Origin of the sequence: Pseudomonas sp. WS 5503, from assembly GCF_012985385.1 — a bacterium.
In the GTDB taxonomy this organism is placed as follows: Bacteria; Pseudomonadota; Gammaproteobacteria; order Pseudomonadales; family Pseudomonadaceae; genus Aquipseudomonas; species Aquipseudomonas paracarnis.
In genome coordinates this window covers 602,567-625,398 of record NZ_JAAQWI010000003.1, presented here as the reverse complement: position 1 = coordinate 625,398, position 22,832 = coordinate 602,567, and the positions used below count along the sequence as shown (strand labels likewise).

Below are 22,832 nucleotides of genomic sequence, written 5' to 3'. Positions count from 1 at the left end.
CAGAGGAGCCGGCCAATGCCTGCGACCCGTATCTGGTTAAAAAACCCCCTCGCGATATTCACTGCCAATCGCCTTGATGCCCGTGGCGGCCTGGTGCTGCAAGACGGTGTCATCACAGAAGTGCTGGCCCAAGGGCAGGCACCTGCACAACCCTGCGCACAGGTGTTCGATGCCCGCGAGCATGTGGTGCTGCCTGGGCTGATCAATACCCACCACCACTTCTATCAAACCCTGACCCGCGCCTGGGGCCCAGTGGTCAACCAGCCGCTGTTTCCCTGGCTGAAAACCCTGTACCCGGTATGGGCGCGGCTCACCCCGGAAAAACTCGCCCTGGCCAGCAAAGTCGCCCTGGCCGAATTGCTGCTCTCGGGCTGCACCACGGCGGCCGATCACCACTACCTGTTCCCCGATGGTTTGGAAAACGCCATTGATGTGCAGGTAGGCAGCGTGCGTGAACTGGGGATGCGCGCCATGCTCACCCGCGGTTCCATGAGCCTGGGCGAAGCCGATGGCGGCCTGCCGCCGCAGCAAACGGTGCAGCAAGGCCAGGTGATTCTCGAAGACAGCCAGCGCCTGATCCGCGAATATCACCAGCGCGGTGACGGTGCGCAGATCCAGATCGCCCTGGCGCCGTGCTCGCCGTTTTCCGTCACCCCCGAAATCATGCAAGCCAGCGCCGAGTTGGCCAACCAGCTGGACGTGCGCCTGCACACCCATTTGGCGGAAACTCTGGATGAGGAAGATTTCTGCCTGCAACGCTTCGGGCTGCGTACCGTTGATTACCTCGACAGCGTCGGCTGGCTCGGCCCGCGCACCTGGCTGGCCCACGGCATTCACTTCAACCCGGACGAAATCGAGCGCCTGGGCGCAGCCGGCACCGGCATCTGCCATTGCCCAAGCTCGAATATGCGCCTGGCCTCCGGCATCTGCCCCACCCTGGACCTGCTTGCCGCCGGCGCCCCGATCGGCTTGGGCGTGGACGGCTCGGCCTCCAACGACGCTTCGAACATGATCCTTGAAGCCCGCCAGGCCCTGTACATCCAGCGCCTGCGCTACGGCGCGGAAAAGATCACCCCCGAAGGCGTATTGGGCTGGGCCACCAAGGGCTCGGCGCAGTTGCTGGGGCGCACAGACATTGGCGAGTTGGCCGTCGGCAAGCAGGCGGACCTGGCACTGTTCAAGCTCGATGAGCTGCGCTTCTCCGGCAGCCATGACCCCATTTCCGCACTGCTGCTGTGCGGTGCGGACCGTGCAGACCGGGTGATGATCGCGGGTCAATGGCGGGTGATCGATGGTCAAGTCGAAGGCCTGGACCTCAAGGGCTTGATCGCCGATCACAGCCAGGCCGCGCGCCATTTGATCGCGGGCACCTAAGCCAGGCGCCAATCAAAATGTGAGAGCGGGCTTGCTCGCGAATGCGGTGTGTCAGTCAGTACATCTGTGACTGAACCACCGCATTCGCGAGCAAGCCCGCTCCCACATTGGGTCTGCGGCGCCTTTCAAATCGGGTTACAGCCCCAACAGCGACAGCATGATAAAGGTCGCAAACAACACAAAATGCGTCATCCCTTCTATCGCATTGGTTTCACCATCGTTGAGGTTGATCGCGCTGACGATCAGCGTGATAAACACCATAACCGTTTGCACCGGCGTCATCGCCATCTGGAACGGCTGCCCGGTGTAGAGCGCCATGGCTTCCATCACCGGCACCGTCAGGATCACCGTGGACAACGAAGCCCCCAGCGCGATGTTGACCACCGATTGCATGCGGTTGGCCAACGCGGCGCGCAATGCCGTGAGGATTTCCGGAGCGGCCGAGATAGCCGCCACCACAATCGCGGTAATCACTGGTGGTGCGCCTGTGCCTTCCAGGCCCAGGTCGAGGGTCTTGGACATCACCTCGGCCAGCGCGCCAATCACGATCACCCCAAACACCAGGGTCGCAATGGAAAACGTCAGGCTGACAGACGGCGCGTGCTCGTCTTCCGGCTGTTTCTTACGGCGTTTCTCCGGGTAGCTGTAGCTGAAGAAATAACTGTGCGGCCCCACCTGCATGCGCAGGAACAAGGTGTAAAGCACCACCATCGCGCCAATGGTGAAGGCCGAGTAAATTTTCCAGTCCGCTTCGGGGATAAATTCCGGTACCACCATCGACACCCCCATGGCGGTAAGAATCATCACACTGTAGGTGCGCGCCGAGTCATCGTTGTAGGACTGTTCGCCATGCTTGATGCCGCCCATCAGCGCGGCCAGGCCGAGGATACCGTTGATATCGAGCATCACCGCTGAGTAGATGGTGTCGCGCACCAGGGTGGGCGATGGCTCGTTACTCATCATGATCGCCAGGATCACCACTTCCACCAATACCGCGGCGAGGGTCAGGATCATGGTGCCGTAGGGGTCGCCGACTTTTTCCGCCAACTGTTCGGCGTGATGGGCCACGCGCATCGACGCCATCACGATAAACGCGATCAGCGCAAAGCCGGCCAGCAACGCAACCAGTTGGCCGCTGTGGAGCATCCAGTGTTCCAGAGGGTAGGCGGCGATGGCGGCAATCAGCGCCAGCAGCATGAATTTTTCTTGCTTGAGGGATGTGAGCATTCCGGGCCTTCTCGTACAGCGAATCAGTCATTGATGGGGTACAGACTGCGCCGAGCCGCTAACGTTTCGTTACACCTTAGTTCAGGCCGCCCTTGCGTGAGTGACAGAAATACTCTCCTGCTGGTCAGGTTTTGCCGATTATTTCAGCCATGGCCTGTAGAATGCCGCCATTGCACCTGATGAGATTTTAAAAATGTACGATTGGCTCAACGCCCTGCCCAAGGCTGAATTGCACCTGCACCTGGAAGGCTCGCTGGAGCCTGAGTTGCTGTTCGCCCTGGCCGAGCGCAACAAGATTGCGCTGCCATGGAACGACGTCGAAACCCTGCGCAAAGCCTACGCCTTCAACAACCTGCAAGAGTTTCTCGACCTGTATTACAAGGGCGCCGATGTGCTGCGCACGTCCCAGGACTTCTACGACCTGACCTGGGCTTACCTGCTGCGCTGCAAAGCCCAGAACGTGATTCACACCGAACCCTTCTTCGACCCGCAAACCCACACCGATCGTGGCGTGCCGTTCGAAGTGGTGCTCAACGGCATCGCCGCTGCGCTTAAAGACGGCGAGCAGCAACTGGGCATCACCAGCGGTTTGATCCTCAGCTTCCTGCGCCACCTGAGCGAAGACGAAGCGCAGAAAACCCTCGACCAGGCGCTGCCGTTCCGTGACGCGTTCGTGGCCGTGGGCCTGGACAGCTCGGAAATGGGCCACCCACCGAGCAAGTTCCAGCGCGTGTTCGACCGTGCCCGTCACGAAGGCTTCCTGACCGTGGCCCACGCCGGTGAAGAAGGCCCGCCCGAGTACATCTGGGAAGCCATCGACCTGCTGAAAATCCAGCGCATCGACCACGGCGTGCGAGCCATTGAAGATGAACGCCTGATGCAGCGCATCATCGACGAACAGATCCCGCTGACGGTATGCCCGCTGTCCAACACCAAGCTCTGCGTGTTCGACGACATGGCCCAGCACAACATCCTCGACATGCTCGAGCGTGGTGTAAAAGTCACCGTGAACTCGGACGACCCTGCCTATTTCGGCGGTTATGTCACCGAGAACTTCCACGCGCTGCACACCTCCCTGGGCATGACCCAGGACCAGGCCAAACGCCTGGCGCAGAACAGCCTGGATGCGCGGCTCGTGAAACCGTAACTGAATAGACTTGGACTCAACCTGTGGGAGCTGGCTTGCCTGCGATAGCGGTGTATCAGCCAGCCTCTTATTGCCTGACCTACCGCTATCGCGGGCAAGCCCGGCTCCCACATGGCCCCATCAGCTTCAAGCCTGGGTGAGTTCTTCCAGGGTCTTGCCCTTGGTCTCCATCCCGAACAGCCACACCACCAGCGCCGCCACCGCAAAGCACAGCGCGCCCAAGGCAAATACCCCGCCCTGCCCGGTTATCGGGAACACCAACCCGGTCACCAACGGCCCCAGCAACGAACCAACCCGCCCAATCGCCGACGCAAACCCCGAGCCGGTTGCACGTGCCGAGGTGGGATACAACTCCGGCGTGTAGGTGTACAGCACCGCCCACATGCCAAACAGGAAGAACTGCATCAACAACCCCGAGGTGATCAGCAGGCCCACGTTGCCGCCAAACACTGCGCTCTGCCCATACAGAAACGCCATCACCCCGCCGCCCAGCAGGGTCACCACGCACACAGGCTTGCGTCCCCAGCGCTCCACCAACCACGCGGCCATCAAAAAGCCTGGGATTCCGCCCAGGGAAATGATCACCGTGTAATACACCGACTGAGTCACGGCAAAACCCGATTGCTGCAACAACGCACTCAACCACGACGTCAGCCCGTAGAACCCAAGCAGGGCGAAGAACCACACACTCCAGATCATCATCGTGCGTTGGCGGTACTGCGCCGACCACAGCTGCTGGAACGCGGAGAAAAACGTCCCCGGCGCACTCTCGATCCGTGGCAGGGCAATTGGCTCCGGCAAGTCGGCACGGCCCAGGGAATCGCGCACCTTCTGCTCGATGCCAAGCAAGACCTTGTCCGCCGCCTCATGGCGCCCAGCCTGTTCCAGCCAACGCGGCGACTCCGGGATAAAGAAACGGATGGCCAGCACGAACACCGCCGGTACCGCCAGCACCAGGAAGATGTCGCGCCAGCCAATCACCGGCAACAAGAAGTAAGACAGTACGCCCGCAGCCACAAAGCCCAACGGCCAGAAACCATCCATCAAGGCGATATAGCGCCCGCGTCTTTTAGCGGGGATCAGCTCCGACAGCATCGACTGGGCAATGGGAAACTCCATGCCCATGCCAATGCCCAGCAGGATCCGAAACAACGTCAGCGTCTCCACCGTCTGGGCCGTGGAACACAAGTAGCTCGCCAACCCCCAGAGGACGATGCTCCACTGAAACACCGGTTTGCGACCGAATCGATCAGCAAGCATCCCGGACAGAGAAGCGCCCACCACCATGCCGAAAAAACTCGAACTGGCCAGCAACCCGGCCTGGGCCGTGCTCAGGCCAAACTCGGTTTTGATCGAGCCCAACAGGAAGGTCATCATCGCCAGGTCCATGGAGTCAAAGAAAAACGCCAGGGCGATGATGATGAAAATGATTCGGTGGTAACCGCTGATGGGCAACCGTTCCAGGCGTTCCGCCGCGCTATAACCCTGCCTACCCATGCCACACCCCTCGTATGAAAAATCCCCCTTGCGAGTGTGCGGCATCGTTTGCGCCGGCTATTGCTGGATGCGACCTGACGACAGCTGAGAACGACGCCTACAGCTTGGCAATGCGAGCTATGTGCTCAAGCCCCAGGTCATTGACCGACAAGGCCCGTGACTCGTTGATCACGCTGATCCAGTTCGCCTGCAGAAACAGTTGCATCAAGCCCGCCCCCAACGCACCGCCCAGGTGGGGTTGCTGCTGGCTCCAGTCGAAACAGTCGCAGGCCAGCGGCGATGCCAATGCCTGGGTAAAAATGCCCAACTGCGCCAACGCCTGCACGCCATTGGGCGTCACCTCTGTACGCGGCTCATGGCGCTCGATCCACCCGGCCTCAAGCATCCGTTGATACAACTGCGCCGCCAGCTCGCCGCCGAGGTGGCCATGGCACCAGCGGGCACGGCGCAGCAATGGCGGTGCGCGCAGCGCCGCTGGCAAAACATCAGGTGTGCTGCGGGCCGCGCTGGCCATAGTGGTGCTGGCCAGCGCATCAATGGCGGCACTGACATCGGCCGCCGCTACACGAAACAGGCGCTGGCCCCGCCGCGCCTCGATCCGCAACAGGCCGCTGCCGGACAGCCGCGCCAAATGTGCATTGGCTGACGCCGGCGACAGCCCGGCCAGCGTCGCCAGCTCTTCGGAAGTCTTCGCCGAACCGTCCATCAAGGCCCAGAGCATGGCCGTGCGTTTAGGCTCGGCGAGCAAGCTGGCGATCTGACTGATGCAAGGTGCTGCTCCCATGTATTCACTCCCTGTTAAACCATTTTTCTGCTGCGGTTGACGCCCAAGTATAGGTGCGCAGGCAGGAGGTTCCCCGGTGTCTGACGGTGCAAATCAGGACAAGATATGAGTGAAACTTCCGAGCGTGGCGCAGGCTATTGACGAGAAGCCATTCGTCCCGGTCGCTGGGCCGTCAATGTCGCACAACGGGACACGAGCATGTCCCGCAGCAGATTGATGGGTTTACTCAATTGCGCACGGTGGGCGCACAGCAGGTTGAGCGGGGTGCGCTCGCCCTGCAGTTCCGGCAGGATCAGACGCAAGCGCCCGGCCAGCACATCGGTGCTCACATCCAGCCAGGACTTGTAGGCGATGCCCATGCCCGCCACCGCCCAGCGGCGCACCACATCGGCGTCATCGCTGAAGCGATCGCCGCTGACCGTCAGGCCCACATGGCGCTTGCCATCGTAAAAACCCCAGTGGTCGTGGACGCGGCTGCCGAGCATGTACAGCAGGCAATTGTGCTGGGCCAATTGCTCCAGATGGCGCGGCTCGCCATGCCGGGCGAGGTAACTGGGGGCGGCGCAGAGTACGCGAATATTGTCCGGAGCAATGGGCAGCGCAATCAGGCTGGAGTCTTCGGGTTCGCCGTAACGCAGGGCAATGTCCACGGGCTGGCGGAACAGGTCGGCGATGCGATCACCGAGCAACAGGCGCACGTTCAGTTGCGGATGCTCCTGCTGGAACGCATCCAGCCACGGCAACAGTTGGTTGCGGCCGAAATCCGAGGGTGCCGACAATTGCAGCACACCACTGACATGATCCTGGCCACTGGCCAATAGGCGCCGCCCTTCATCCAGCGCGCTCAGTGACGCCCGCGCGTACGCAAGGAAGCCCTCGCCTTCGGCTGTCAGGCGCAGGCTGCGGGTGGAGCGCGCCAGCAAGCGCGTACCCAGTTGCTGTTCGATACGCTTGAGCGCGGCACTGGCCACCGCCGGTGACAGGTCCATGACCCGCGCCGCAGCCGACAGGCTGCCCAAGTCCGCCGCTCGCACAAACAACTGCAAATCATCAAAACGCAGCATGCATTTCCGCTCATTATCAATATTTGGTTGAAACAGCCTGCTGTTTTAGCCGCTTTTATCGGCGTGGGAAATAGCCAATCATCTGCCCATCCCGTTAGCCCGTGCCCGGAGTCGACTATGCCCACCGCTTTTAATGTCATCGCCACGCTGATCGCCAAACCAGGCCAGCACGCCACCCTGGAAACCCTGCTGCGCGGCCTGCTGGAACCGACCCGCCTGGAAGCCGGTTGCGAGCAGTACGACCTGCACCAGGACCTGCAACACCCCGAGACCTTCTACATGCTTGAGCGCTGGAGCGACGACGCTGCACTGGCCGACCACGACCAGAGCGCGCATATCCAGAGCTTTCGCGCCAAGGCCGCCGATGTGATCGAACACTTCGAACTCAAGCGCCTGAAATTTCTCGCCTGATCCCGCCTTTTTTGTAGGAACGAGCGTGCTCGCGAAAACCCCAACGACGAGGCGCGAAACCAGAAACACCGCGTCATCGTTAACGATCTTCGCGAGCAAGCTCGCTCCTACCTTGACCGTATTCACTTGGAGTCATCATGAAAGCCATCGCCTACTACGCCTCACTGCCGATCACCGATCCAGAATCCCTGCAAGACATCGAACTACCAGCCCCCGTGGCCGGCCCCCGTGACCTGTTGGTGGAAGTCAAAGCCATCTCGGTCAACCCGGTGGACACCAAGGTGCGCCAGAACGTCGCCCCGGAAAATGGCGCCGCCAAGGTGCTGGGTTGGGACGTGGCGGGTGTGGTCAAGGCGGTCGGCAGTGACGTGACGTTGTTCAAGGCCGGCGACAAGGTGTACTACGCCGGTTCCCTGGTACGCCCAGGCGGCAACAGCGAATTGCACACAGTTGATGAGCGCATCGTCGGCCATATGCCCCAAAGCCTGGGGTTTGCCGAAGCGGCCGCATTGCCGTTGACCGCTATCACTGCGTGGGAGCTGTTGTTCGAACGTTTGCAGGTGACTGAAGGCAAAGACGATCAAGGCCAGAGCCTGCTGATCGTCGGCGCTGCCGGTGGTGTGGGGTCGATCCTGACTCAGTTGGCCAACCAGCTCACCGCGTTGAAGGTCATCGGCACCGCCTCGCGCCCCGAGACTCACGCATGGGCCAAGGCCTTGGGAGCACACGTGGTGATCGACCACAGCCAGCCGCTGAGCGAAGTGTTGAAACAGGCCGGGCACGGGCAAGTGACCCACGTCGCCAGCCTGACCCAGACCGAGCAACACTTGGACCAACTGGTCGAAGCACTGCAACCCCAAGGCAAGCTGGCGTTGATCGACGATCCCAAGGCCCTGGATGTGAGCAAGCTCAAGCGCAAGAGCCTGTCGCTGCACTGGGAGTTCATGTACACCCGTTCGATGTTCGAAACGCCAGACATGATCGAGCAGCACAACCTGCTCAATCGCGTGGCCGAACTGATCGACGCCGGCACCCTGAAAACCACGGTGGGCGAGCACTTCGGCGTGATCAATGCGGCGAACCTGCGCCGCGCCCACGCTCTACTGGAAAGCGGCAAGGCCAAGGGCAAGATTGTGCTGGAAGGGTTCTGAAAAAACGGCTGTCAGTGTCGTCTGTTATCCACGTAGGTAACGGACGACACCATTAGTCCGAGAGTTGATCCTTGTCATATTTATGCGCCCGTTCAGGTTTATATTGGCCGCCTTTGCCACGATTCTTTTACGTGAGGAAGTCAGCAATGAAAATCCTGATAAAAGCGTTAGCAAAATCCCCAGGCAGCCAATGGCAAGTTCGTCTCGACGGCGAGGCCATCACCTTTCGCAGTGAAGCCGAGGCCCGCGCCTTCGCCGACACGCTGCAGGCCCGGATCCAGGCGCCCCATCGCTTCCCCCTCAACCAGCAACGTTCCGCTGGCTAAACCGAACTTCAGACCTGCGCCTGTACGGCCCTTGCCCGTTGCAGGCGCTGGGTCGCCATGGCAATGGTCACCGCCAGCACCCCGCAGAGGCTGATGACCATGGCCATCGGCATCGCCGTGCCGTCGTGCAACACACCAACCAACGACGCCGCCCCTGCAGCCACACCGAACTGAATGCAACCGAGCAACGCCGATGCGCTGCCGGCCCGAGCCCCCTGCCCGCTCATGGCACAGGCCGAGGTATTCGGCAAAATACAGCCCAGACTGGCGATACAGATAAACAGCGGCACCAACAACGGCCATAGCGCTTCAGTGCGCAACGCGGCAATTCCCAACAGCGTCAACGCCGCCGCCACGTACACCCACACGGTACGCGACAACAAAAACGCCGGGCCGCGCTTGGCGAGCAATCTTGCGTTCAGTTGCGCCACCAGGATAAAGCCCGCGGCGTTGGAGCCAAACAACCAGCCGTAATGCTCGGCCGGTACGCCATAGAGCTTGATAAACACGAAGGGGGAACCGGCGATGTAGGCAAACATTCCGGCAATCGAGATACCGCCGGTCAAGGCATAGCCCAGGTACACCCGGTCTGACAGAAGCGAGCCGTAGCGGCGCAACGAGCCCGACAACGGCTGACGCGGCTGATCGGCCGGGAAGGTTTCCGGCAACCCGACCGCCACGGCGATGGCCGCCATCACGCTGAACAACGACAACGCCAGGAAAATCGACTGCCAGCCCCACACGCCGACCATCAGGCCACCGGCCAACGGCGCCAGGATCGGGGCCAGGCCGGTCACCAGCATCAGTTGCGAATACACCTTGGCCGAACCCACGGCATCGCATTTGTCACTGACCACCGCCCGGGAAATCACCATGCCCGCACACCCGCCAAGGGCCTGCACGAAGCGTGCACCGATCAGCCATTCCAGGGACGGCGCATACGCACAAGCGAAAGACGCGAGGGTAAACAGGGTGACGCCGCTGAGCAGCGGCACGCGCCGGCCAAAGCGGTCGGCCAGCGGCCCGTAGATCAATTGGCCAATAGCCAGGCCCGCGAAATACACCGCCAGGGTCAGCTGGATATGTTTTTCGTCAGTGGCGAAGGCCGAGGCCATTGCCGGAAATCCCGGCAGGTAAAAGTCGATCGCCAACGGCGCGAAGGCGCTCAAGGCGCCCAGAATCAGGATTATGCGAAGGTTCATCAGACACCCAAGTGAGTCGGCAGCTCGACAGTCTAGCCGCGCTTGGGTGCCATGAACATTACGTTAGGTGGCTAACGATCAGAAAATCACGCCAACTTGACGCTGTAGCCTTCCTCGGCAATCAGGCCGATCACTTGGTCAGAGGACAGACTGCTTGCCACCCGCACTTCTTTAGCCTTCAAGTCGACCTCCACACTTGCTGCCGAATCCTGGCTCTGTACCGCCTGGGTCACCGCTTTAACGCAATGGCCGCAGGTCATTCCTTCAACGCTGAATATTTGCATGACATGACTCCTTTGATGAGGTTGAGCCCAGTGTCGAGCTTGCCATGATGGCAAGGTCAAGTTCTCAGTATTTCTGCCGGGCTGGTATTCGGCGGCGGCGTCGTCCAAGCTTCAACCTCCCTAGCTGTGAACCATGGAGCATTCGCCATGCGCTGGTCGTTTTTTGCCCTTGCCGGCCTGATGAGCTTGCCTGCCGCTGCGCCCCAGGCCCTGGCAGCTGAAGATTATGCGGTGCTGATTATTTCCCGCGAACGCCTGGAAGTGCCGACCCACTGCGAGATCGGCCTGTATATCCAGGACCAACTGGCCGGGCGTCTGTTCCAGGAACAGGCCACCTCCTTCAACCTTCCCCCCGGCGATGTGTCGCTGCGCCTGAAAGTGTTGCCGAGTCAGGCCCCCGGCTGTCTGCCAGGCATGCTCGCGCCTCCCGCGCAGAACATCACCTTGAAAGCCGGGGATGTACGCAAATTACGCATTGCACTGGGCCCGGACGGCATGTACCTCAAAGCGGCGAAACTGGAATACTGAGTAACCCCACGATCGTTCCCACGCTCTGCGTGAGAACGCCTCATCGGACGCGCTGCGTCCCGGGTACAAGGCACTGCTTCAACGCCAGGGTGACGCGGAGCGTCACGGCCGCATTCCCACGCAGAGCGTGGGAACGATCGGCGCAGAGCGTGGGAACGATCGGGCTTGACCTTCCCCACAGGTTAAGGTTGATCCTAGTGGCAACTTCTTCTGGAGGACTGCCCCATGAATGGATCCACCACCTTTGACCTGCCCATCGGCGGCATGACCTGTGCCAGCTGTGCCGGGCGGGTCGAACGCGCGCTGGGCAAAGTGCCTGGCGTGCAACGTGTCAGCGTCAACCTGGCCAATGAGCGCGCGCACATCGAAGTACAGGGCCAGATGGACCCCAGCGTGTTGATCGCCGCCGTCGACAAAGCCGGCTACACCGCCAGCCTGCCCCAAAGCGAAACCGCTACCGACGCCGATCAGGCCCGGCGCCTGCGCCGCGAGCGCTGGTCGCTGGTGGCGGGCATTCTGCTGGCGCTGCCCTTGGTGCTGCCGATGCTGGTAGAACCCTTCGGCCTGCACTGGATGCTCCCCGCCTGGATACAGTTTGCCCTGGCCACGCCGGTGCAATTCATCCTGGGTGCGCGCTTCTATGTCGCCGCGTGGAAAGCCGTGCGCGCCGGCGCCGGCAATATGGACCTGCTGGTGGCGATCGGTACCAGTGCCGGCTACGGCTTGAGTATCTATGAATGGCTCACCGCCGCCCCAGGCGTGACGCCGCACCTGTACTTCGAAGCCTCGGCGGTGGTGATCGCCCTGGTGCTGCTGGGCAAATACCTGGAAAGCCGCGCCAAGCGCCAGACCGCCAGCGCCATCCGCGCCCTTGAAGCCTTGCGGCCGGAGCGGGCGATTCGCGTGCAGGACGGCCGCGAAGAAGACGTCGCCATCAGTGCGTTGAAGCACGGCGACCTGGTGCTGGTCAAACCCGGCGAACGCTTCCCGGTGGACGGTGAGGTGGTGGAAGGCCAGAGCCATGCCGATGAAGCCCTGATCAGCGGCGAAAGCCTGCCGGTGCCCAAACAACCCGGCGACGCGGTCACCGGTGGCGCCATCAACGGTGAAGGCCGCCTGCTGGTGCGCACCCTGGCACTGGGCGCGGAAAGCGTGCTGGCGCGCATCATCCGCCTGGTCGAAGACGCCCAGGCCGCCAAGGCACCGATTCAGAAACTGGTGGATAAAGTCAGCCAGGTGTTCGTGCCGGCCGTGCTGGTATTGGCGCTGATTACCGTAGTGGGCTGGTGGCTGTATGGCGCATCCCTGGAAACCGCCATCATCAATGCGGTGGCCGTATTGGTGATCGCCTGCCCTTGTGCCCTGGGCCTGGCCACACCGACCGCAATCATGGCCGGCACTGGCGTCGCCGCACGCCACGGCATCCTGATCAAGGACGCCGAAGCCCTGGAGCGCGCCCATGCCGTGAGCGCCGTAGTGTTCGACAAGACCGGCACCCTCACCTCCGGCGCGCCCAACATTGCGCATTTGGCGGCCGTGGATGGCGATGAAGCCCTGTTATTGCAACAGGCCGGCGCCCTGCAGCGCGGCAGTGAGCACCCACTGGCCAAGGCCGTGCTGGATGCTTGTCGCGACAGAGGCTTGGACGTGGCCGATGTGAGCGCCAGCCAATCCCTGACCGGGCGCGGCATTGCCGGTACGCTCGACGGTCGGCCATTGGCGCTGGGTAATCGCCGCTTGCTGGAAGAGACCGGCCTGGACGCAGGCGATTTAGGCCCGCGAGCCAAGGAATGGGAAGCCGAAGGCCGCACCTTGTCCTGGCTGATCGAACAAGGCGCGCAACCCCGTGTGCTGGGGCTGTTTGCCTTTGGCGACACGCTCAAGCCCGGCGCGTTGCAAGCCGTGCAACAACTCAAGGCGCAGCACATCAGCAGCCACCTGATCACCGGCGATAACCACGGCAGTGCACGGGTGGTGGCCGAGGCCTTGGGCATCGACGATGTGCATGCCGAAGTACTGCCCGCCTATAAAGCCGCTGCCGTGGCCGAGCTGAAAAAAACCGGCGTGGTGGCCATGGTCGGCGACGGTATCAACGATGCACCAGCCCTGGCCGCTGCCGATATCGGCATCGCCATGGGCGGCGGCACCGACGTGGCCATGCACGCCGCCGGTATCACCTTGATGCGTGGCGACCCGCGCCTGGTGCCGGCCGCCCTGGAGATCAGCCGCAAGACCTACGCGAAAATTCGACAGAATCTGTTCTGGGCCTTTGTGTATAACTTGATCGGCATTCCCCTGGCCGCCTTCGGCCTGCTCAACCCGGTACTGGCTGGCGCCGCCATGGCCTTGTCCAGCGTCAGCGTGGTGAGTAACGCCCTGTTGTTGAAAACCTGGAAACCCAAGGACTTGGAGGATCAACGCCCATGAACATCGGCCAAGCCGCCCGCACCAGCGGGCTAAGCGCGAAGATGATTCGCTACTACGAATCCATTGGCCTGCTGAAAACCGCCCACCGCACCGACAGCGGCTACCGGGTGTACTGCCACGACGACCTGCACACCCTGACGTTCATCAAGCGCTCGCGAGACCTGGGGTTTTCACTGGAAGAAGTCGGCAAGTTGCTGACCCTGTGGGAGGACCGCCAGCGGGCCAGCGCCGACGTAAAAGCCCTGGCGCGCCAGCACATCGACGAGCTGAACCACAAGATTCGCGAGCTGGGGCAACTGCGCGATACCTTGCAGGACCTGATGGAGCACTGCCAGGGCGATCACCGGCCCGATTGCCCGATCCTCAAGGAGTTGGCAGCGGGCAACTGCTGCGCCTGACAGACAGCACGCAATGATCGTTCCCACGCTCCGCGAGGGAATGCCGCTTTCGACGCTCCGCGTCACGCTTTAGGACGCAGAGCGTCCAGGGATGCATTCCCACGCAGAGCGTGGGAACGATCAGCGTCGCTGTGAGTTACTGCATCCAAGGCGGCGGCGGTGGCTCGTCCGGCACTTTGCTTGGTGGCGCATCATCCGCCGCGCGAATCGCCTGGCGACGTTCTTCATCCAGCCGCGCCGCTTCGATTTCGCGGATCACACCGCCCACATCCGCCAGTTCTTCCGGTTCGTCGAACTCACCGGTCAATACACTGGCCGGGTGCAAGGTGCCGGCTTCATACAGCGCCCACATTTCCTTGGCGTACTTGGTTTTCTTCAACTCCGGGGCAAAACGCCCGAAGTAGGAAGCCATGTTGCCAACGTCGCGCTCCAGCATGCTGAACGCGTGGTTGTTACCCGCCGCATCCACCGCCTGGGGCAGGTCGATGATCACCGGGCCCGTAGGCGTGAGCAGTACGTTGAACTCGGAAAGGTCACCGTGCACCAGGCCGGTGCACAGCATCAGCACGATCTGGGAGATCAGGAAAGCGTGGTATTCGCGCGCCTGGTCCGGCTCCAGCACTACGTCATTCAGACGCGGCGCCGCATCGCCGTATTCGTCGGCCACCAGTTCCATCAACAGCACGCCTTCGAGAAAGTCGAACGGCCGGGGCACACGAACGCCCGCACCGGCCAGGCGAAACAGCGCCGCCACTTCCGCGTTCTGCCAGGCATCTTCGGTTTCTTTCTTGCCGAACTTGGAGCCCTTGGCCATGGCTCGCGCCTGGCGGCTGTTACGGACCTTACGGCCTTCCTGGTATTCGGATGCCTGACGAAAACTTCGTTTATTCGCCTCCTTGTAAACCTTGGCGCAACGCAATTCATTGCCGCAGCGCACCACATAAACAGCTGCTTCTTTACCACTCATCAGAGGGCGCAGCACTTCGTCGACCAGACCGTCTTCGATCAGGGGTTCAATGCGTTTAGGAGTCTTCATCAGCTTTTATTGTGGGTCCTGTATTACCAAACACGCGTGTGGAACTCGTTATACGGCAATCGGCTCGCCGGGGGGAGAGGCTACTGACCTCTGACCCCTTGAGAATGCATTCAATGGGCCAATTTTGTCGGCAATCAGCGTTCGATAATCGCCGTCACGCCTTGGCCACCGGCTGCACAGATGGAAATCAACCCACGGCCCTTGCCCGCTGCATCCAATAATTTAGCCAAGCTGGCGACGATACGCCCACCGGTGGCGGCAAACGGATGGCCCGCCGCCAGGGAACTGCCCTTTACGTTGAGGCGGCTGCGGTCGATCGACCCCAGCGGCGCGTCCAGGCCCAGGCGGGTCTTGCAATAGTCGGCGTCTTCCCAGGCCTTGAGCGTGCACAGCACTTGGGCGGCGAAAGCTTCGTGGATCTCGTAATAATCAAAGTCCTGCAACGTCAGGCCGTTGCGCGCCAGCAAACGCGGTACCGCATACACCGGCGCCATCAGCAGGCCCTCGGCGCCTTGGACGAAATCCACCGCCGCCGCTTCGCCATCGCGCAAGTAAGCCAGGATCGGCAAGCCGCGCTCCTTGGCCCATGCCTCACTGCCCAGCAATACCAGGGAGGCACCATCGGTCAGCGGTGTGGAGTTACCGGCGGTGAGCGTGCCCTTTTCGCTGCGCTCGAAGGCCGGCTTGAGGCTGGCGAGTTTTTCCAGGGTCAGGTCGGGGCGCAGGTTGTTGTCGCGGGTGAGGCCGAGAAAGGGCGTGAGCAAATCGTTGTGCCAGCCTTCGGCGTAGGCCGCCGCCATCTTCTGGTGGCTCTCCAGCGCAAGCTGGTCCTGCTCGGCACGAGGGATCTGCCAGGTCTGGGCCATCAGTTCGCAGTGCTGGCCCATGGACAGACCGGTACGCGGTTCGCCGTTGCGCGGCAGTTCCGGCTTGAGGTGATGAGGACGAAGTTGTAACAGGAGTTTTAATTTATCTGCCAGGGATTTGCTGCGGTTGGCTTGCAGCAGGATCTTGCGCAGCCCTTCATTCACACCAATCGGTGCATCCGAGGTGGTGTCCACCCCGCCGGCAATGCCGCATTCGATCTGGCCCAGGGCAATTTTATTGGCCACCAGCAGCGCCGCCTCAAGCCCCGTGCCGCAAGCTTGCTGAATGTCGTACGCAGGGGTTTGCGGTGACAGGCGCGAACCGAGCACGCATTCACGCGTCAGGTTGAAATCACGGGAATGCTTGAGCACCGCGCCGGCGGCCACTTCGCCCATGCGCAGGCCGTGCAGGTTGTAGCGCTCGATCAGGCCCTCCAGCGCGGCAGTCAGCATCGCCTGGTTGCTCGCCGTGGCGTAGGGGCCATTGGATCGGGCGAAAGGAATGCGATTACCGCCAATGATCGCTACACGGCGCAATTGAGTCATGGAAAGCTCCCTCGTGGTGGTGGGTGGAATCATCAAGCCTAGCCTAGGCTCAATCGAACGACTGCCACCCCAGGGTGGTCAACCTTTGAACCCCAGCCTTCGGAGAGCGTTCCATGTCTGACCGTTATATCGACTTCGCCAACTCAAGCCTCGGCCATCGCCTGGTCGCCGCCATTGGCCTGCCGTCACCGGTACGCCTGGAACGCTGGCAAGCCGGGCGCCTGCGCCCGGTCGAAGGTGCGCTGCTGCTGGGCGGTGGCGCATTGGCTACCCAGGTGCTGGCATTTGCCAACCGACTCACCGACGCCGTCTACAGCTACGGCGCCGAAGCCTCGACAGCACCCGCGTGGATTCCAGGACACGGCCCCAAGCTCAAAGCGGTGGTGTTCGATGCCAGCGATTTGCAGCACACCGACCAGCTCAAGCAGCTGCGCGAATTCTTCCAACCACTGCTTAAAAACCTCGACCACAGTGCCCACTTGGTGATCCTTGGCCGGGCGCCGGAAAGCCTCAGCGATCCGTTCGCCGCCAGCGCCCAGCGCGCCCTGGAAGGGTTCAGCCGCTCTTTGGCCAAGGAGTTGCGCAGCGGTGGCGTGCTGCAATTGCTGTACGTGGGCGACGGTGCCGAAGACCAGTTGGAAGGCGCGCTGCGGTTTTTCCTCTCGCCCAAAAGCGCTTATATCTCGGGCCAGGTGATTCGCCTGTCAGCTTGCGCCACCCCGGTGCAAGACTGGACGCGCCCCTTGGCCGGGCGCAAGGCGTTGGTTACCGGCGCCGCCCGAGGCATCGGTGCCTCCATCGCCGAAACCCTGGCCCGCGACGGCGCAGACGTGATTCTGCTCGATGTGCCCCAGGCCAAGGCCGACCTTGAAGCCCTGGCCGCACGCCTGAATGCACGCACGGTGGCCCTGGATATCTGCGCCGAAGATGCCACACGCCAACTGATCGAGCACCTGCCAGACGGGCTCGACATCCTGGTACACAACGCTGGCATCACCCGCGACAAAACCCTGGCCAACATGACCCCGGAATACTGGGACGCAGTGCTGGCGGTCAACCTCAAGGCTGCGCAAGTGCTGACCAAGGCCCTGCTCGACAGCGGCACCCTGCAGGACAATGCACGGGTGGTGTTGCTGGCATCTATCAGTGGCATCGCCGGCAATCGTGGGCAAACCAACTATGCCGCAAGCAAGGCCGGGTTGATCGGCCTGGCTCAAGCCTGGGCGCCGCTGTTGAAGGAGCGTGGGATCAGCATCAACGCCGTCGCGCCAGGGTTTATCGAAACCCAGATGACCGCGCATATTCCCTTCGCCCTGCGCGAGGCCGGGCGCCGCATGAGTTCCCTGGGCCAAGGTGGCTTGCCCCAGGACGTGGCCGAAGCCGTCGCCTGGCTGAGCCAGCCGGGTTCCGGCGCGGTCAGCGGCCAAGCGCTGCGGGTGTGTGGGCAAAGTCTTCTGGGAGCGTAAGAATGCAATGGCAAACGTTGGACAGCACCCCACCTCTACTGCCGCTGTATTGGCGTGCGGCGCTCAAGCGCAAGATCACCGGCAGCTCACTGCCCGAACGTGGGTTGCGCTGCCGGATGAATATCAACCTCAGCGCCGTTGCCGCGTACCGCAAGGTGTGCGGTTTTGCTGACAGCCCGATGCTGCCGGCGACTTATCCGCATATCCTCGCGTTCGGCCTGCAACTGCAACTGCTGACGGACAAGAGCTTTCCGTTTCCGTTGCTGGGGTTGATCCACCTGCGCAATCGCATCCGTATTCATCGGCCGTTGGGTGGCGTGGGTGACGTGAGTGTCGGTGTCTACGCACGTAATCTCAGCACCCATCCCAAGGGGGCCACCTTTGACATCGTGACGGTTGTCGAGGATGCCCTTGGGCTCTTGTGGGAGGGCGAAAGCCAAATGCTATGTCGGGGCGTAAAGGTTGAAGGCGAAGCTGCGGACAGCGGATCGCAGACTCCAGGAACGCTCACCGAACTGACGCGCTGGAAAGCCCCCCCTGATATTGGCCGACGCTACGCCCGAGTGTCTGGCGACTACAACCCCATCCACCTCAGTACCCCGACCGCGAAGTTGTTCGGTTTTCCCCAGGCCATCGCCCACGGGTTATGGAACAAGGCGCGCACTCTCGCGGCGCTGGCAGAACACTTACCGGCCGCCAATATTGAAATCGACGTCGCGTTCATGAAGCCGGTGCGCCTGCCCAGTGAAGTGATATTGATGAGCAGCGCGGCCGGTTCCAGCGGGACGTTGGAACTCAAAGGCGCTGGGGATATACAACATATGCTGGGGCAGTGGCAGCCGACTGCCTGAAGACCCTGATTAATTGTATATATACACCCTAAGTTATAGCGGACCTTACGAGGTCCGTCTTTATTTACAACACTTTGATTTTACTAATATAAAAATCCTGAAACACCCTTCCATTACACCTTTGGTATTAGTCATTAAGCCGACGATGGCCGGATGTATATAAATCGTTAATACCAAGTTGAGCGTTGCGTGAAAGAGTGCCCTCGCCTGAGATAGCCACACGGACAAACCTATCGTTATCCGAAGAAGTAACGAAGGTTTGAAACAACCAAGGTTGTACCAGGTGCAAGGAACTCAATCATGAAAACTCAAGTCGTGTTTTGGAAAGCAAGTACCGCGCTGGCCCTGATTCTGGCAATGAGCCTGGGCGGCTGCAGCAGCGGTGGTGGCGGGCATAAATCCAGCGTGGCGGCGTCATCGCCGGATGCTGGTGCAGGTGCCGGAGGCGGTACTGGTGGCGGTGATGGCGGTACAGGCGGTGGTACCGGTGGTGGCACAGGCGGCGGTGACGGCGGTACTGGCGGCGGAACCGGTGGTGGCACAGGCGGCGGTGACGGCGGTACTGGCGGTGGAACCGGTGGTGGCACAGGCGGCGGTGACGGCGGTACTGGTGGCGGAACCGGCGGTGGCACGGGCGGTGGTGACGGCGGAACTGGCGGTGGTACTGGCGGTGGTACTGGCGGCGGCACCGGCGGCGGCACTGGCGGCGGTACCGGCGGCGGCACTGGCGGCGGTACCGGCGGCGGCACTGGCGGCGGCACTGGCGGCGGCACTGGCGGCGGCACCGGCGGCAGTACTGGCGGCGGAACAGGTGGCGGAACAGGTTCGACAACCACCCCACTGGTCACCGGCCAGATTGCCGGCACCCTTGGCACCACTGTGGGCAATGTCGGTACAGCGGTCGGTAACCTGGGTTCGACGTTGAATGGCGTACCCATCGTCGGCGCAACCGCTGGCGGCCTGGTCACTTCGGCAGGCACCGCTGTTAACAGCATCGGCACAGGTGTGACCACCGGCTTGGGCTCACTGGGCACCAACACCAACTCCTTGGGCACCACGGTGGCAGGCGTAGGTAATGGCGTGGCCGACCTGGGCGGCGGCCTCTCGACCACCGGCCAAACACTGTCAACCACTCTCGGCGGAATACCTGTGGTCGGCGGCGCGACAGGCGGAGTGGGCACTGCGGTAGGTGGCGTCGTGGATAAAGTCGGCACCACCGTCACCATGCTCGGCGATACCCTCAGTACGGCCAGCACCACCGGCCCGCTGGGTTCGTTGACCAACACCTTGGGCAGCAAAGTCGTGGTGCCTGTGGTGTCGCTAGTGGAAAACACCACCGGCAACCTGGGTAACGCAACCGGCCTGGGCACTCCACTCAATGGCGTACTGGATAAAGTCGGTTCGGCTGTCACTGGCCTGGGTACTCAAGTCGCCAGCACGGGCGGCACGGGCGGCACGGGCAACCCGGTCACCGGTGTTGTCGGCACCGTACTCACTGGCGTCGGTGGCACACTGGATAAATCAGGTGGTTATGTCGCCCCAACCGGTGGCACCTCGGCTCCCGGCATTCCGGAACTGGTGGGTGGCCTGGTGGCTAACGTGGGTACCGGCCTGAACGTGGGCAATACCAACGGCACAGTCAGTGCAACGGGTGTGACCGGTGGTGCAGTCGGCGGCACCGTTGCGTCGCTGGGCACTGCGCTGGGTGGCACAGGTGTAGCAAACACCGCAGCTACCGCACCGGTCGCCACCGTAGCGGCCAATGTCGGCGCAGCGCTCAACCCTGTGACCAGCGGCGTCACCAACCTGACCCAAACCATCGGCACCACTACCGGGGTGGGTGCTCCGGTCAATGGTCTGGTGACTCAAGTCGGCGGCGCTGTGAGCAGCGTGGGCACTAACTTGACGGCAGCCAATGCCAACCCGATCACCAACGCGGTAGGCACCACCGTCACAGCGGTCGGCGGCACCGTCGCCTCGGTGGGTGGCCTGGTAACCGGCGGCGCGACTGGCGGCACCAGCGGTGGTTTGCTCGGCGGCCTGAATATCGGCACCACCGCCACAGCAACTGGCACTGCCACCACCACGGGCGGCACTACGGCCACAGGCGGTCTGGGCGGTTTGTTGAATGGCCTGACCGGCAAATAGAAATGCACCTGGCCGATTAGACGGCCTCCCCTACAGCGCCTACGCTTGGTTGAGACGAGAGACCTTTAATAAGTCTCTCGTCTTTTTTATGGGCAGCGACACCTGTGATCAGTCGCCGCCCTCCCGAACCGAGTCCCAGAACCCGGCGGGCCCGAAGCGCTGCTGCAGTTGACCATGGAGTGTCCTATGCGCGTGTTGACCCCGTTGTTATTGCTCACCCTCAGTGCTTACGCCCAGGCCGAGACCCTTCCCAGCTTTCTCAACAGCAACGACACTGTCCGCACCCTGCCGGTACCCAACCTGCCCGCGGACGCCTACCGACCACCCACGTCGAAAACCCAAGTACCCGAGGCGCCGCCGACTGCAGGCCAGCCGCTGTTGATGGACACCAAGGTCACTATTCGAAAGTTGCAGATCGAAGGCGGAACGGTCTACCCGCTCGCCGAGACGGCGCAGGTGTATGCGCCGTTGATTGGACGTGAAACCAACCTTGCGCAACTGATTGAAGCGACCCGTGGCATCACCCGCCGTTATCAGGAGGATGGCTACCTGCTGTCCTACGCCTTCCTGCCGCAACAGAACTTCGAAAATGGCCTGGTCCGCGTGGTACTGGTGGAAGGCTACATCAAGGACTATCAACAAACCGGCGACATTGGTTCGGTGTCGGCCTACGTCGATAAACTCGCGCAAAAGCTCCTGGCCGAACGCCCACTGACTCGCAAGACCTTCGAGCGCTATACCACGCTGATGAGCCGCATCCCCGGCCTCAGCGTACAAGCGCAAGTACCGCCGCCAGGCACCACCGATGGCGCCACGCACATGCAGATCCAGGCCAGCCGCAAACCTTTCACCACCAGCATGAGCCTGGTGCAGAAAAGCCGTGGCGGCACGCAAGCGTTGCTGAGCGCCACCAGCAATTCCCAGACGTCCATGGGCGAGCAGCTCAGCGTCAGCGGCCTGTTCCCACCCGGCGAGGACAAAGAGCATTACTACCGCGTGGACTACAACCAATTCATCAATGCCGAAGGCACCCAACTGGCGCTCGCCGCCGAGCGGTATCGCGCCGACCCCAGCAGCAGCGTGCAACTGGACGGCGGTTTCGAACTCAAGCCGCACCAGTCCATCGACCGCTACTCCATCGGCCTGAGCCACCCGTTCATTGCCTCGCCGACCGAGTCCTTCACCCTGGGCACACGCCTGTACGCGGTCGACCAGACCACGCGCTATAAACTGGTGGGTTACCCGTTGCGTTTCGACATCGAATCCAACCTGCGCGCCCTGGCCTTCGAAGGTGATTGGCGCAAAGCCGACGCGCGACGCCTACGCATCATCAGCGGTGGCCTGTACCAGGGCATCGATGGCCTGGGCGCCAAGGCCCGCAGTGACCTGGACGTGGCTAAACCCGACCTCGACTTCTTCCGCCTGCGCCTTTCCGGCGTGCAAAGCGACAAGTTCTTCGACAACTGGCAAGGCGTACTTTCCGGCGCGCTGTACTGGAGCAACAACACCCTGCCCGACAGCGAACGCGCCACCTTCGGGGGGCAAAATTTCGGCCGCGGCTACCCGGACGACCAAGGCTCGGGCGACAAGGGCTGGGGGGTGGCGTACGAGGTCAACTACAGCTTCAACCGCGCCGGCAACTGGGTGAAAATCCTGCAACCCTACGTCGTAGTCGATCGCGCCAAATCCTGGTTCAACGACCTGCCGGTCAAGGCCAACGACATGTCGTCGGCGGCGGTAGGTTTACGCTTTGGCGACAACAAGTACTACAACATCGCGCTGGAAGCGGCCAAGCCAATGTCGGATATCGCCCTGGACAGCTTCAATCGCAGGCCTCGGTATACGCTGAGCTTCAGTTATCAACTGTGACGAGGGAACCTGTAATCAATGTGGGAGCGGGCTTGCCTGCGATGGCGCTCTTCGGGTCGACCCTACAATTGGGTTGGAATGAGTACATATCTCGGTTACCTGCCATACCGCCTTCGCGAGCAAGCCCGCTCCCACAGTTGGGTTTCGGAGTGTCAGGCAGTTAGTCGTTGACTGTTCGGCCATCATCGCAGGCAAGCCAGCTCCCACATTTAATAAGCGGTGCAGGTCCG

Annotated in this window: 21 protein-coding genes; 13 read left to right on the top strand and 8 right to left on the bottom strand. The window is 62.0% G+C overall.

Features of this window, described 5'->3' with window-relative positions; genetic code table 11:
- Positions 1-15 precede the first annotated feature (15 nt).
- Positions 16-1,374, top strand: coding sequence for an 8-oxoguanine deaminase (locus HBO10_RS11820; protein ID WP_034125907.1), 1,359 nt, complete (start codon positions 16-18; stop codon positions 1,372-1,374).
- Positions 1,375-1,509: 135 nt separating this feature from the next.
- On the opposite strand, the gene HBO10_RS11815 is transcribed toward HBO10_RS11820, so the two are convergent.
- Positions 1,510-2,601, bottom strand: coding sequence for a calcium:proton antiporter (locus HBO10_RS11815; protein WP_003188263.1), 1,092 nt, complete (start codon positions 2,599-2,601; stop codon positions 1,510-1,512).
- A gap of 193 nt (positions 2,602-2,794) precedes the next feature.
- Between HBO10_RS11815 and HBO10_RS11810 the strand changes: the two genes are divergently transcribed.
- Positions 2,795-3,748 (top strand): adenosine deaminase, encoded by a 954-nt coding sequence (locus HBO10_RS11810; protein ID WP_014716772.1) that lies wholly within the window; start codon positions 2,795-2,797, stop codon positions 3,746-3,748.
- Positions 3,749-3,874: 126 nt separating this feature from the next.
- Here the strand turns inward: HBO10_RS11810 and HBO10_RS11805 are convergent, their stop codons facing one another.
- The 3 genes from HBO10_RS11805 to HBO10_RS11795 form a co-directional block, all read right to left on the bottom strand.
- A complete protein-coding gene (locus HBO10_RS11805; RefSeq protein ID WP_034125906.1) occupies positions 3,875-5,245 on the bottom strand; it encodes an MFS transporter in 1,371 nt (456 codons plus the stop codon).
- Between the two features lie 97 nt (positions 5,246-5,342).
- Positions 5,343-6,029 (bottom strand): helix-turn-helix transcriptional regulator, encoded by a 687-nt coding sequence (locus HBO10_RS11800; RefSeq protein WP_034125905.1) that lies wholly within the window; start codon positions 6,027-6,029, stop codon positions 5,343-5,345.
- Positions 6,030-6,163: 134 nt separating this feature from the next.
- Complete coding sequence (locus HBO10_RS11795; RefSeq protein ID WP_034125904.1) at positions 6,164-7,093, bottom strand: LysR family transcriptional regulator; 930 nt, start codon at positions 7,091-7,093, stop codon at positions 6,164-6,166.
- 117 nt (positions 7,094-7,210) lie between these two features.
- Here HBO10_RS11795 and HBO10_RS11790 point away from each other — a divergent pair, with 117 nt between their 5' ends.
- The 3 genes from HBO10_RS11790 to HBO10_RS11780 all read left to right on the top strand — a co-directional run bounded on the left by HBO10_RS11790 (position 7,211) and on the right by HBO10_RS11780 (position 8,981).
- Positions 7,211-7,504 carry a putative quinol monooxygenase gene (locus HBO10_RS11790; protein WP_034125903.1) on the top strand — a complete coding sequence of 98 codons (294 nt, stop codon included), beginning with the start codon at positions 7,211-7,213 and terminating at the stop codon, positions 7,502-7,504.
- 137 nt (positions 7,505-7,641) lie between these two features.
- Entirely contained in the window at positions 7,642-8,655 is a 1,014-nt protein-coding gene (locus tag HBO10_RS11785) for a zinc-binding alcohol dehydrogenase family protein (protein ID WP_034125902.1), read from the top strand.
- A 146-nt stretch (positions 8,656-8,801) separates the two neighbouring features.
- Positions 8,802-8,981, top strand: coding sequence for a hypothetical protein (locus HBO10_RS11780; protein WP_014716767.1), 180 nt, complete (start codon positions 8,802-8,804; stop codon positions 8,979-8,981).
- Positions 8,982-8,989: 8 nt separating this feature from the next.
- On the opposite strand, the gene HBO10_RS11775 is transcribed toward HBO10_RS11780, so the two are convergent.
- Both HBO10_RS11775 and HBO10_RS11770 read right to left on the bottom strand, forming a co-directional pair.
- Positions 8,990-10,183 (bottom strand): multidrug effflux MFS transporter, encoded by a 1,194-nt coding sequence (locus HBO10_RS11775; RefSeq protein ID WP_034125901.1) that lies wholly within the window; start codon positions 10,181-10,183, stop codon positions 8,990-8,992.
- Between the two features lie 86 nt (positions 10,184-10,269).
- Positions 10,270-10,467 (bottom strand): cation transporter, encoded by a 198-nt coding sequence (locus tag HBO10_RS11770; RefSeq protein WP_034125900.1) that lies wholly within the window; start codon positions 10,465-10,467, stop codon positions 10,270-10,272.
- A 147-nt stretch (positions 10,468-10,614) separates the two neighbouring features.
- Here HBO10_RS11770 and HBO10_RS11765 point away from each other — a divergent pair, with 147 nt between their 5' ends.
- The 3 genes from HBO10_RS11765 (at position 10,615) to cueR (ending at position 13,820) form a co-directional block, all read left to right on the top strand.
- Complete coding sequence (locus HBO10_RS11765) at positions 10,615-10,995, top strand: hypothetical protein (protein ID WP_034125899.1); 381 nt, start codon at positions 10,615-10,617, stop codon at positions 10,993-10,995.
- A gap of 225 nt (positions 10,996-11,220) precedes the next feature.
- On the top strand, positions 11,221-13,422 hold the full coding sequence (locus HBO10_RS11760; protein WP_034125898.1) for a heavy metal translocating P-type ATPase: 2,202 nt from the start codon (positions 11,221-11,223) through the stop codon (positions 13,420-13,422).
- On the top strand, positions 13,419-13,820 hold the full coding sequence (gene cueR / locus HBO10_RS11755; RefSeq protein WP_034125897.1) for a Cu(I)-responsive transcriptional regulator: 402 nt from the start codon (positions 13,419-13,421) through the stop codon (positions 13,818-13,820). Before HBO10_RS11760 ends, cueR begins: the two co-directional genes overlap by 4 nt.
- Before the next feature lie 136 nt (positions 13,821-13,956).
- Here the strand turns inward: cueR and HBO10_RS11750 are convergent, their stop codons facing one another.
- Positions 13,957-14,856, bottom strand: a complete 900-nt coding sequence (locus HBO10_RS11750; RefSeq protein WP_034125896.1) for a PA4780 family RIO1-like protein kinase — start codon at positions 14,854-14,856, stop codon at positions 13,957-13,959.
- Positions 14,857-14,990: 134 nt separating this feature from the next.
- Positions 14,991-16,268, bottom strand: a complete 1,278-nt coding sequence (locus HBO10_RS11745) for an acetyl-CoA C-acetyltransferase (RefSeq protein WP_034125895.1) — start codon at positions 16,266-16,268, stop codon at positions 14,991-14,993.
- 113 nt (positions 16,269-16,381) lie between these two features.
- Between HBO10_RS11745 and HBO10_RS11740 the strand changes: the two genes are divergently transcribed.
- From HBO10_RS11740 to HBO10_RS11725, 5 genes are all read left to right on the top strand, one after another.
- Positions 16,382-17,734 carry a 3-oxoacyl-ACP reductase gene (locus HBO10_RS11740; RefSeq protein ID WP_034125894.1) on the top strand — a complete coding sequence of 451 codons (1,353 nt, stop codon included), beginning with the start codon at positions 16,382-16,384 and terminating at the stop codon, positions 17,732-17,734.
- Between the two features lie 2 nt (positions 17,735-17,736).
- Positions 17,737-18,585: a MaoC/PaaZ C-terminal domain-containing protein gene (locus tag HBO10_RS11735; protein ID WP_034125893.1), complete on the top strand. Its 849-nt coding sequence runs from the start codon at positions 17,737-17,739 to the stop codon at positions 18,583-18,585.
- Positions 18,586-19,009: 424 nt separating this feature from the next.
- Positions 19,010-19,510 carry a hypothetical protein gene (locus HBO10_RS31670; protein WP_052228103.1) on the top strand — a complete coding sequence of 167 codons (501 nt, stop codon included), beginning with the start codon at positions 19,010-19,012 and terminating at the stop codon, positions 19,508-19,510.
- The gene (locus tag HBO10_RS11730) at positions 19,465-20,733 is read left to right on the top strand and encodes a collagen-like triple helix repeat-containing protein (RefSeq protein ID WP_052199935.1); all 1,269 of its coding nucleotides are present in this window, start codon (positions 19,465-19,467) and stop codon (positions 20,731-20,733) included. The genes HBO10_RS31670 and HBO10_RS11730 overlap by 46 nt, the downstream gene beginning before the upstream one ends.
- 186 nt (positions 20,734-20,919) lie before the next feature.
- Positions 20,920-22,602 carry a POTRA domain-containing protein gene (locus HBO10_RS11725; protein ID WP_034125892.1) on the top strand — a complete coding sequence of 561 codons (1,683 nt, stop codon included), beginning with the start codon at positions 20,920-20,922 and terminating at the stop codon, positions 22,600-22,602.
- Positions 22,603-22,832 lie beyond the last annotated feature (230 nt).

Coding starts and splice junctions, on each gene's coding strand:
- HBO10_RS11795 (WP_034125904.1), bottom strand. CDS start 7,093: ATGCTGCGTTTTGATGATTTGCAGTTGTTTGTGCGAGCGGCGGACTTG.
- HBO10_RS11765 (WP_034125899.1), top strand. CDS start 10,615: ATGCGCTGGTCGTTTTTTGCCCTTGCCGGCCTGATGAGCTTGCCTGCC.
- HBO10_RS11805 (WP_034125906.1), bottom strand. CDS start 5,245: ATGGGTAGGCAGGGTTATAGCGCGGCGGAACGCCTGGAACGGTTGCCC.
- HBO10_RS11800 (WP_034125905.1), bottom strand. CDS start 6,029: ATGGGAGCAGCACCTTGCATCAGTCAGATCGCCAGCTTGCTCGCCGAG.
- HBO10_RS11780 (WP_014716767.1), top strand. CDS start 8,802: ATGAAAATCCTGATAAAAGCGTTAGCAAAATCCCCAGGCAGCCAATGG.
- HBO10_RS11740 (WP_034125894.1), top strand. CDS start 16,382: ATGTCTGACCGTTATATCGACTTCGCCAACTCAAGCCTCGGCCATCGC.
- HBO10_RS11735 (WP_034125893.1), top strand. CDS start 17,737: ATGCAATGGCAAACGTTGGACAGCACCCCACCTCTACTGCCGCTGTAT.
- HBO10_RS11745 (WP_034125895.1), bottom strand. CDS start 16,268: ATGACTCAATTGCGCCGTGTAGCGATCATTGGCGGTAATCGCATTCCT.
- HBO10_RS11770 (WP_034125900.1), bottom strand. CDS start 10,467: ATGCAAATATTCAGCGTTGAAGGAATGACCTGCGGCCATTGCGTTAAA.
- HBO10_RS11810 (WP_014716772.1), top strand. CDS start 2,795: ATGTACGATTGGCTCAACGCCCTGCCCAAGGCTGAATTGCACCTGCAC.
- HBO10_RS11785 (WP_034125902.1), top strand. CDS start 7,642: ATGAAAGCCATCGCCTACTACGCCTCACTGCCGATCACCGATCCAGAA.
- HBO10_RS11820 (WP_034125907.1), top strand. CDS start 16: ATGCCTGCGACCCGTATCTGGTTAAAAAACCCCCTCGCGATATTCACT.
- HBO10_RS31670 (WP_052228103.1), top strand. CDS start 19,010: ATGCTGGTGCAGGTGCCGGAGGCGGTACTGGTGGCGGTGATGGCGGTA.
- HBO10_RS11815 (WP_003188263.1), bottom strand. CDS start 2,601: ATGCTCACATCCCTCAAGCAAGAAAAATTCATGCTGCTGGCGCTGATT.
- HBO10_RS11790 (WP_034125903.1), top strand. CDS start 7,211: ATGCCCACCGCTTTTAATGTCATCGCCACGCTGATCGCCAAACCAGGC.
- HBO10_RS11775 (WP_034125901.1), bottom strand. CDS start 10,183: ATGAACCTTCGCATAATCCTGATTCTGGGCGCCTTGAGCGCCTTCGCG.
- HBO10_RS11760 (WP_034125898.1), top strand. CDS start 11,221: ATGAATGGATCCACCACCTTTGACCTGCCCATCGGCGGCATGACCTGT.
- cueR (WP_034125897.1), top strand. CDS start 13,419: ATGAACATCGGCCAAGCCGCCCGCACCAGCGGGCTAAGCGCGAAGATG.
- HBO10_RS11750 (WP_034125896.1), bottom strand. CDS start 14,856: ATGAAGACTCCTAAACGCATTGAACCCCTGATCGAAGACGGTCTGGTC.
- HBO10_RS11725 (WP_034125892.1), top strand. CDS start 20,920: ATGCGCGTGTTGACCCCGTTGTTATTGCTCACCCTCAGTGCTTACGCC.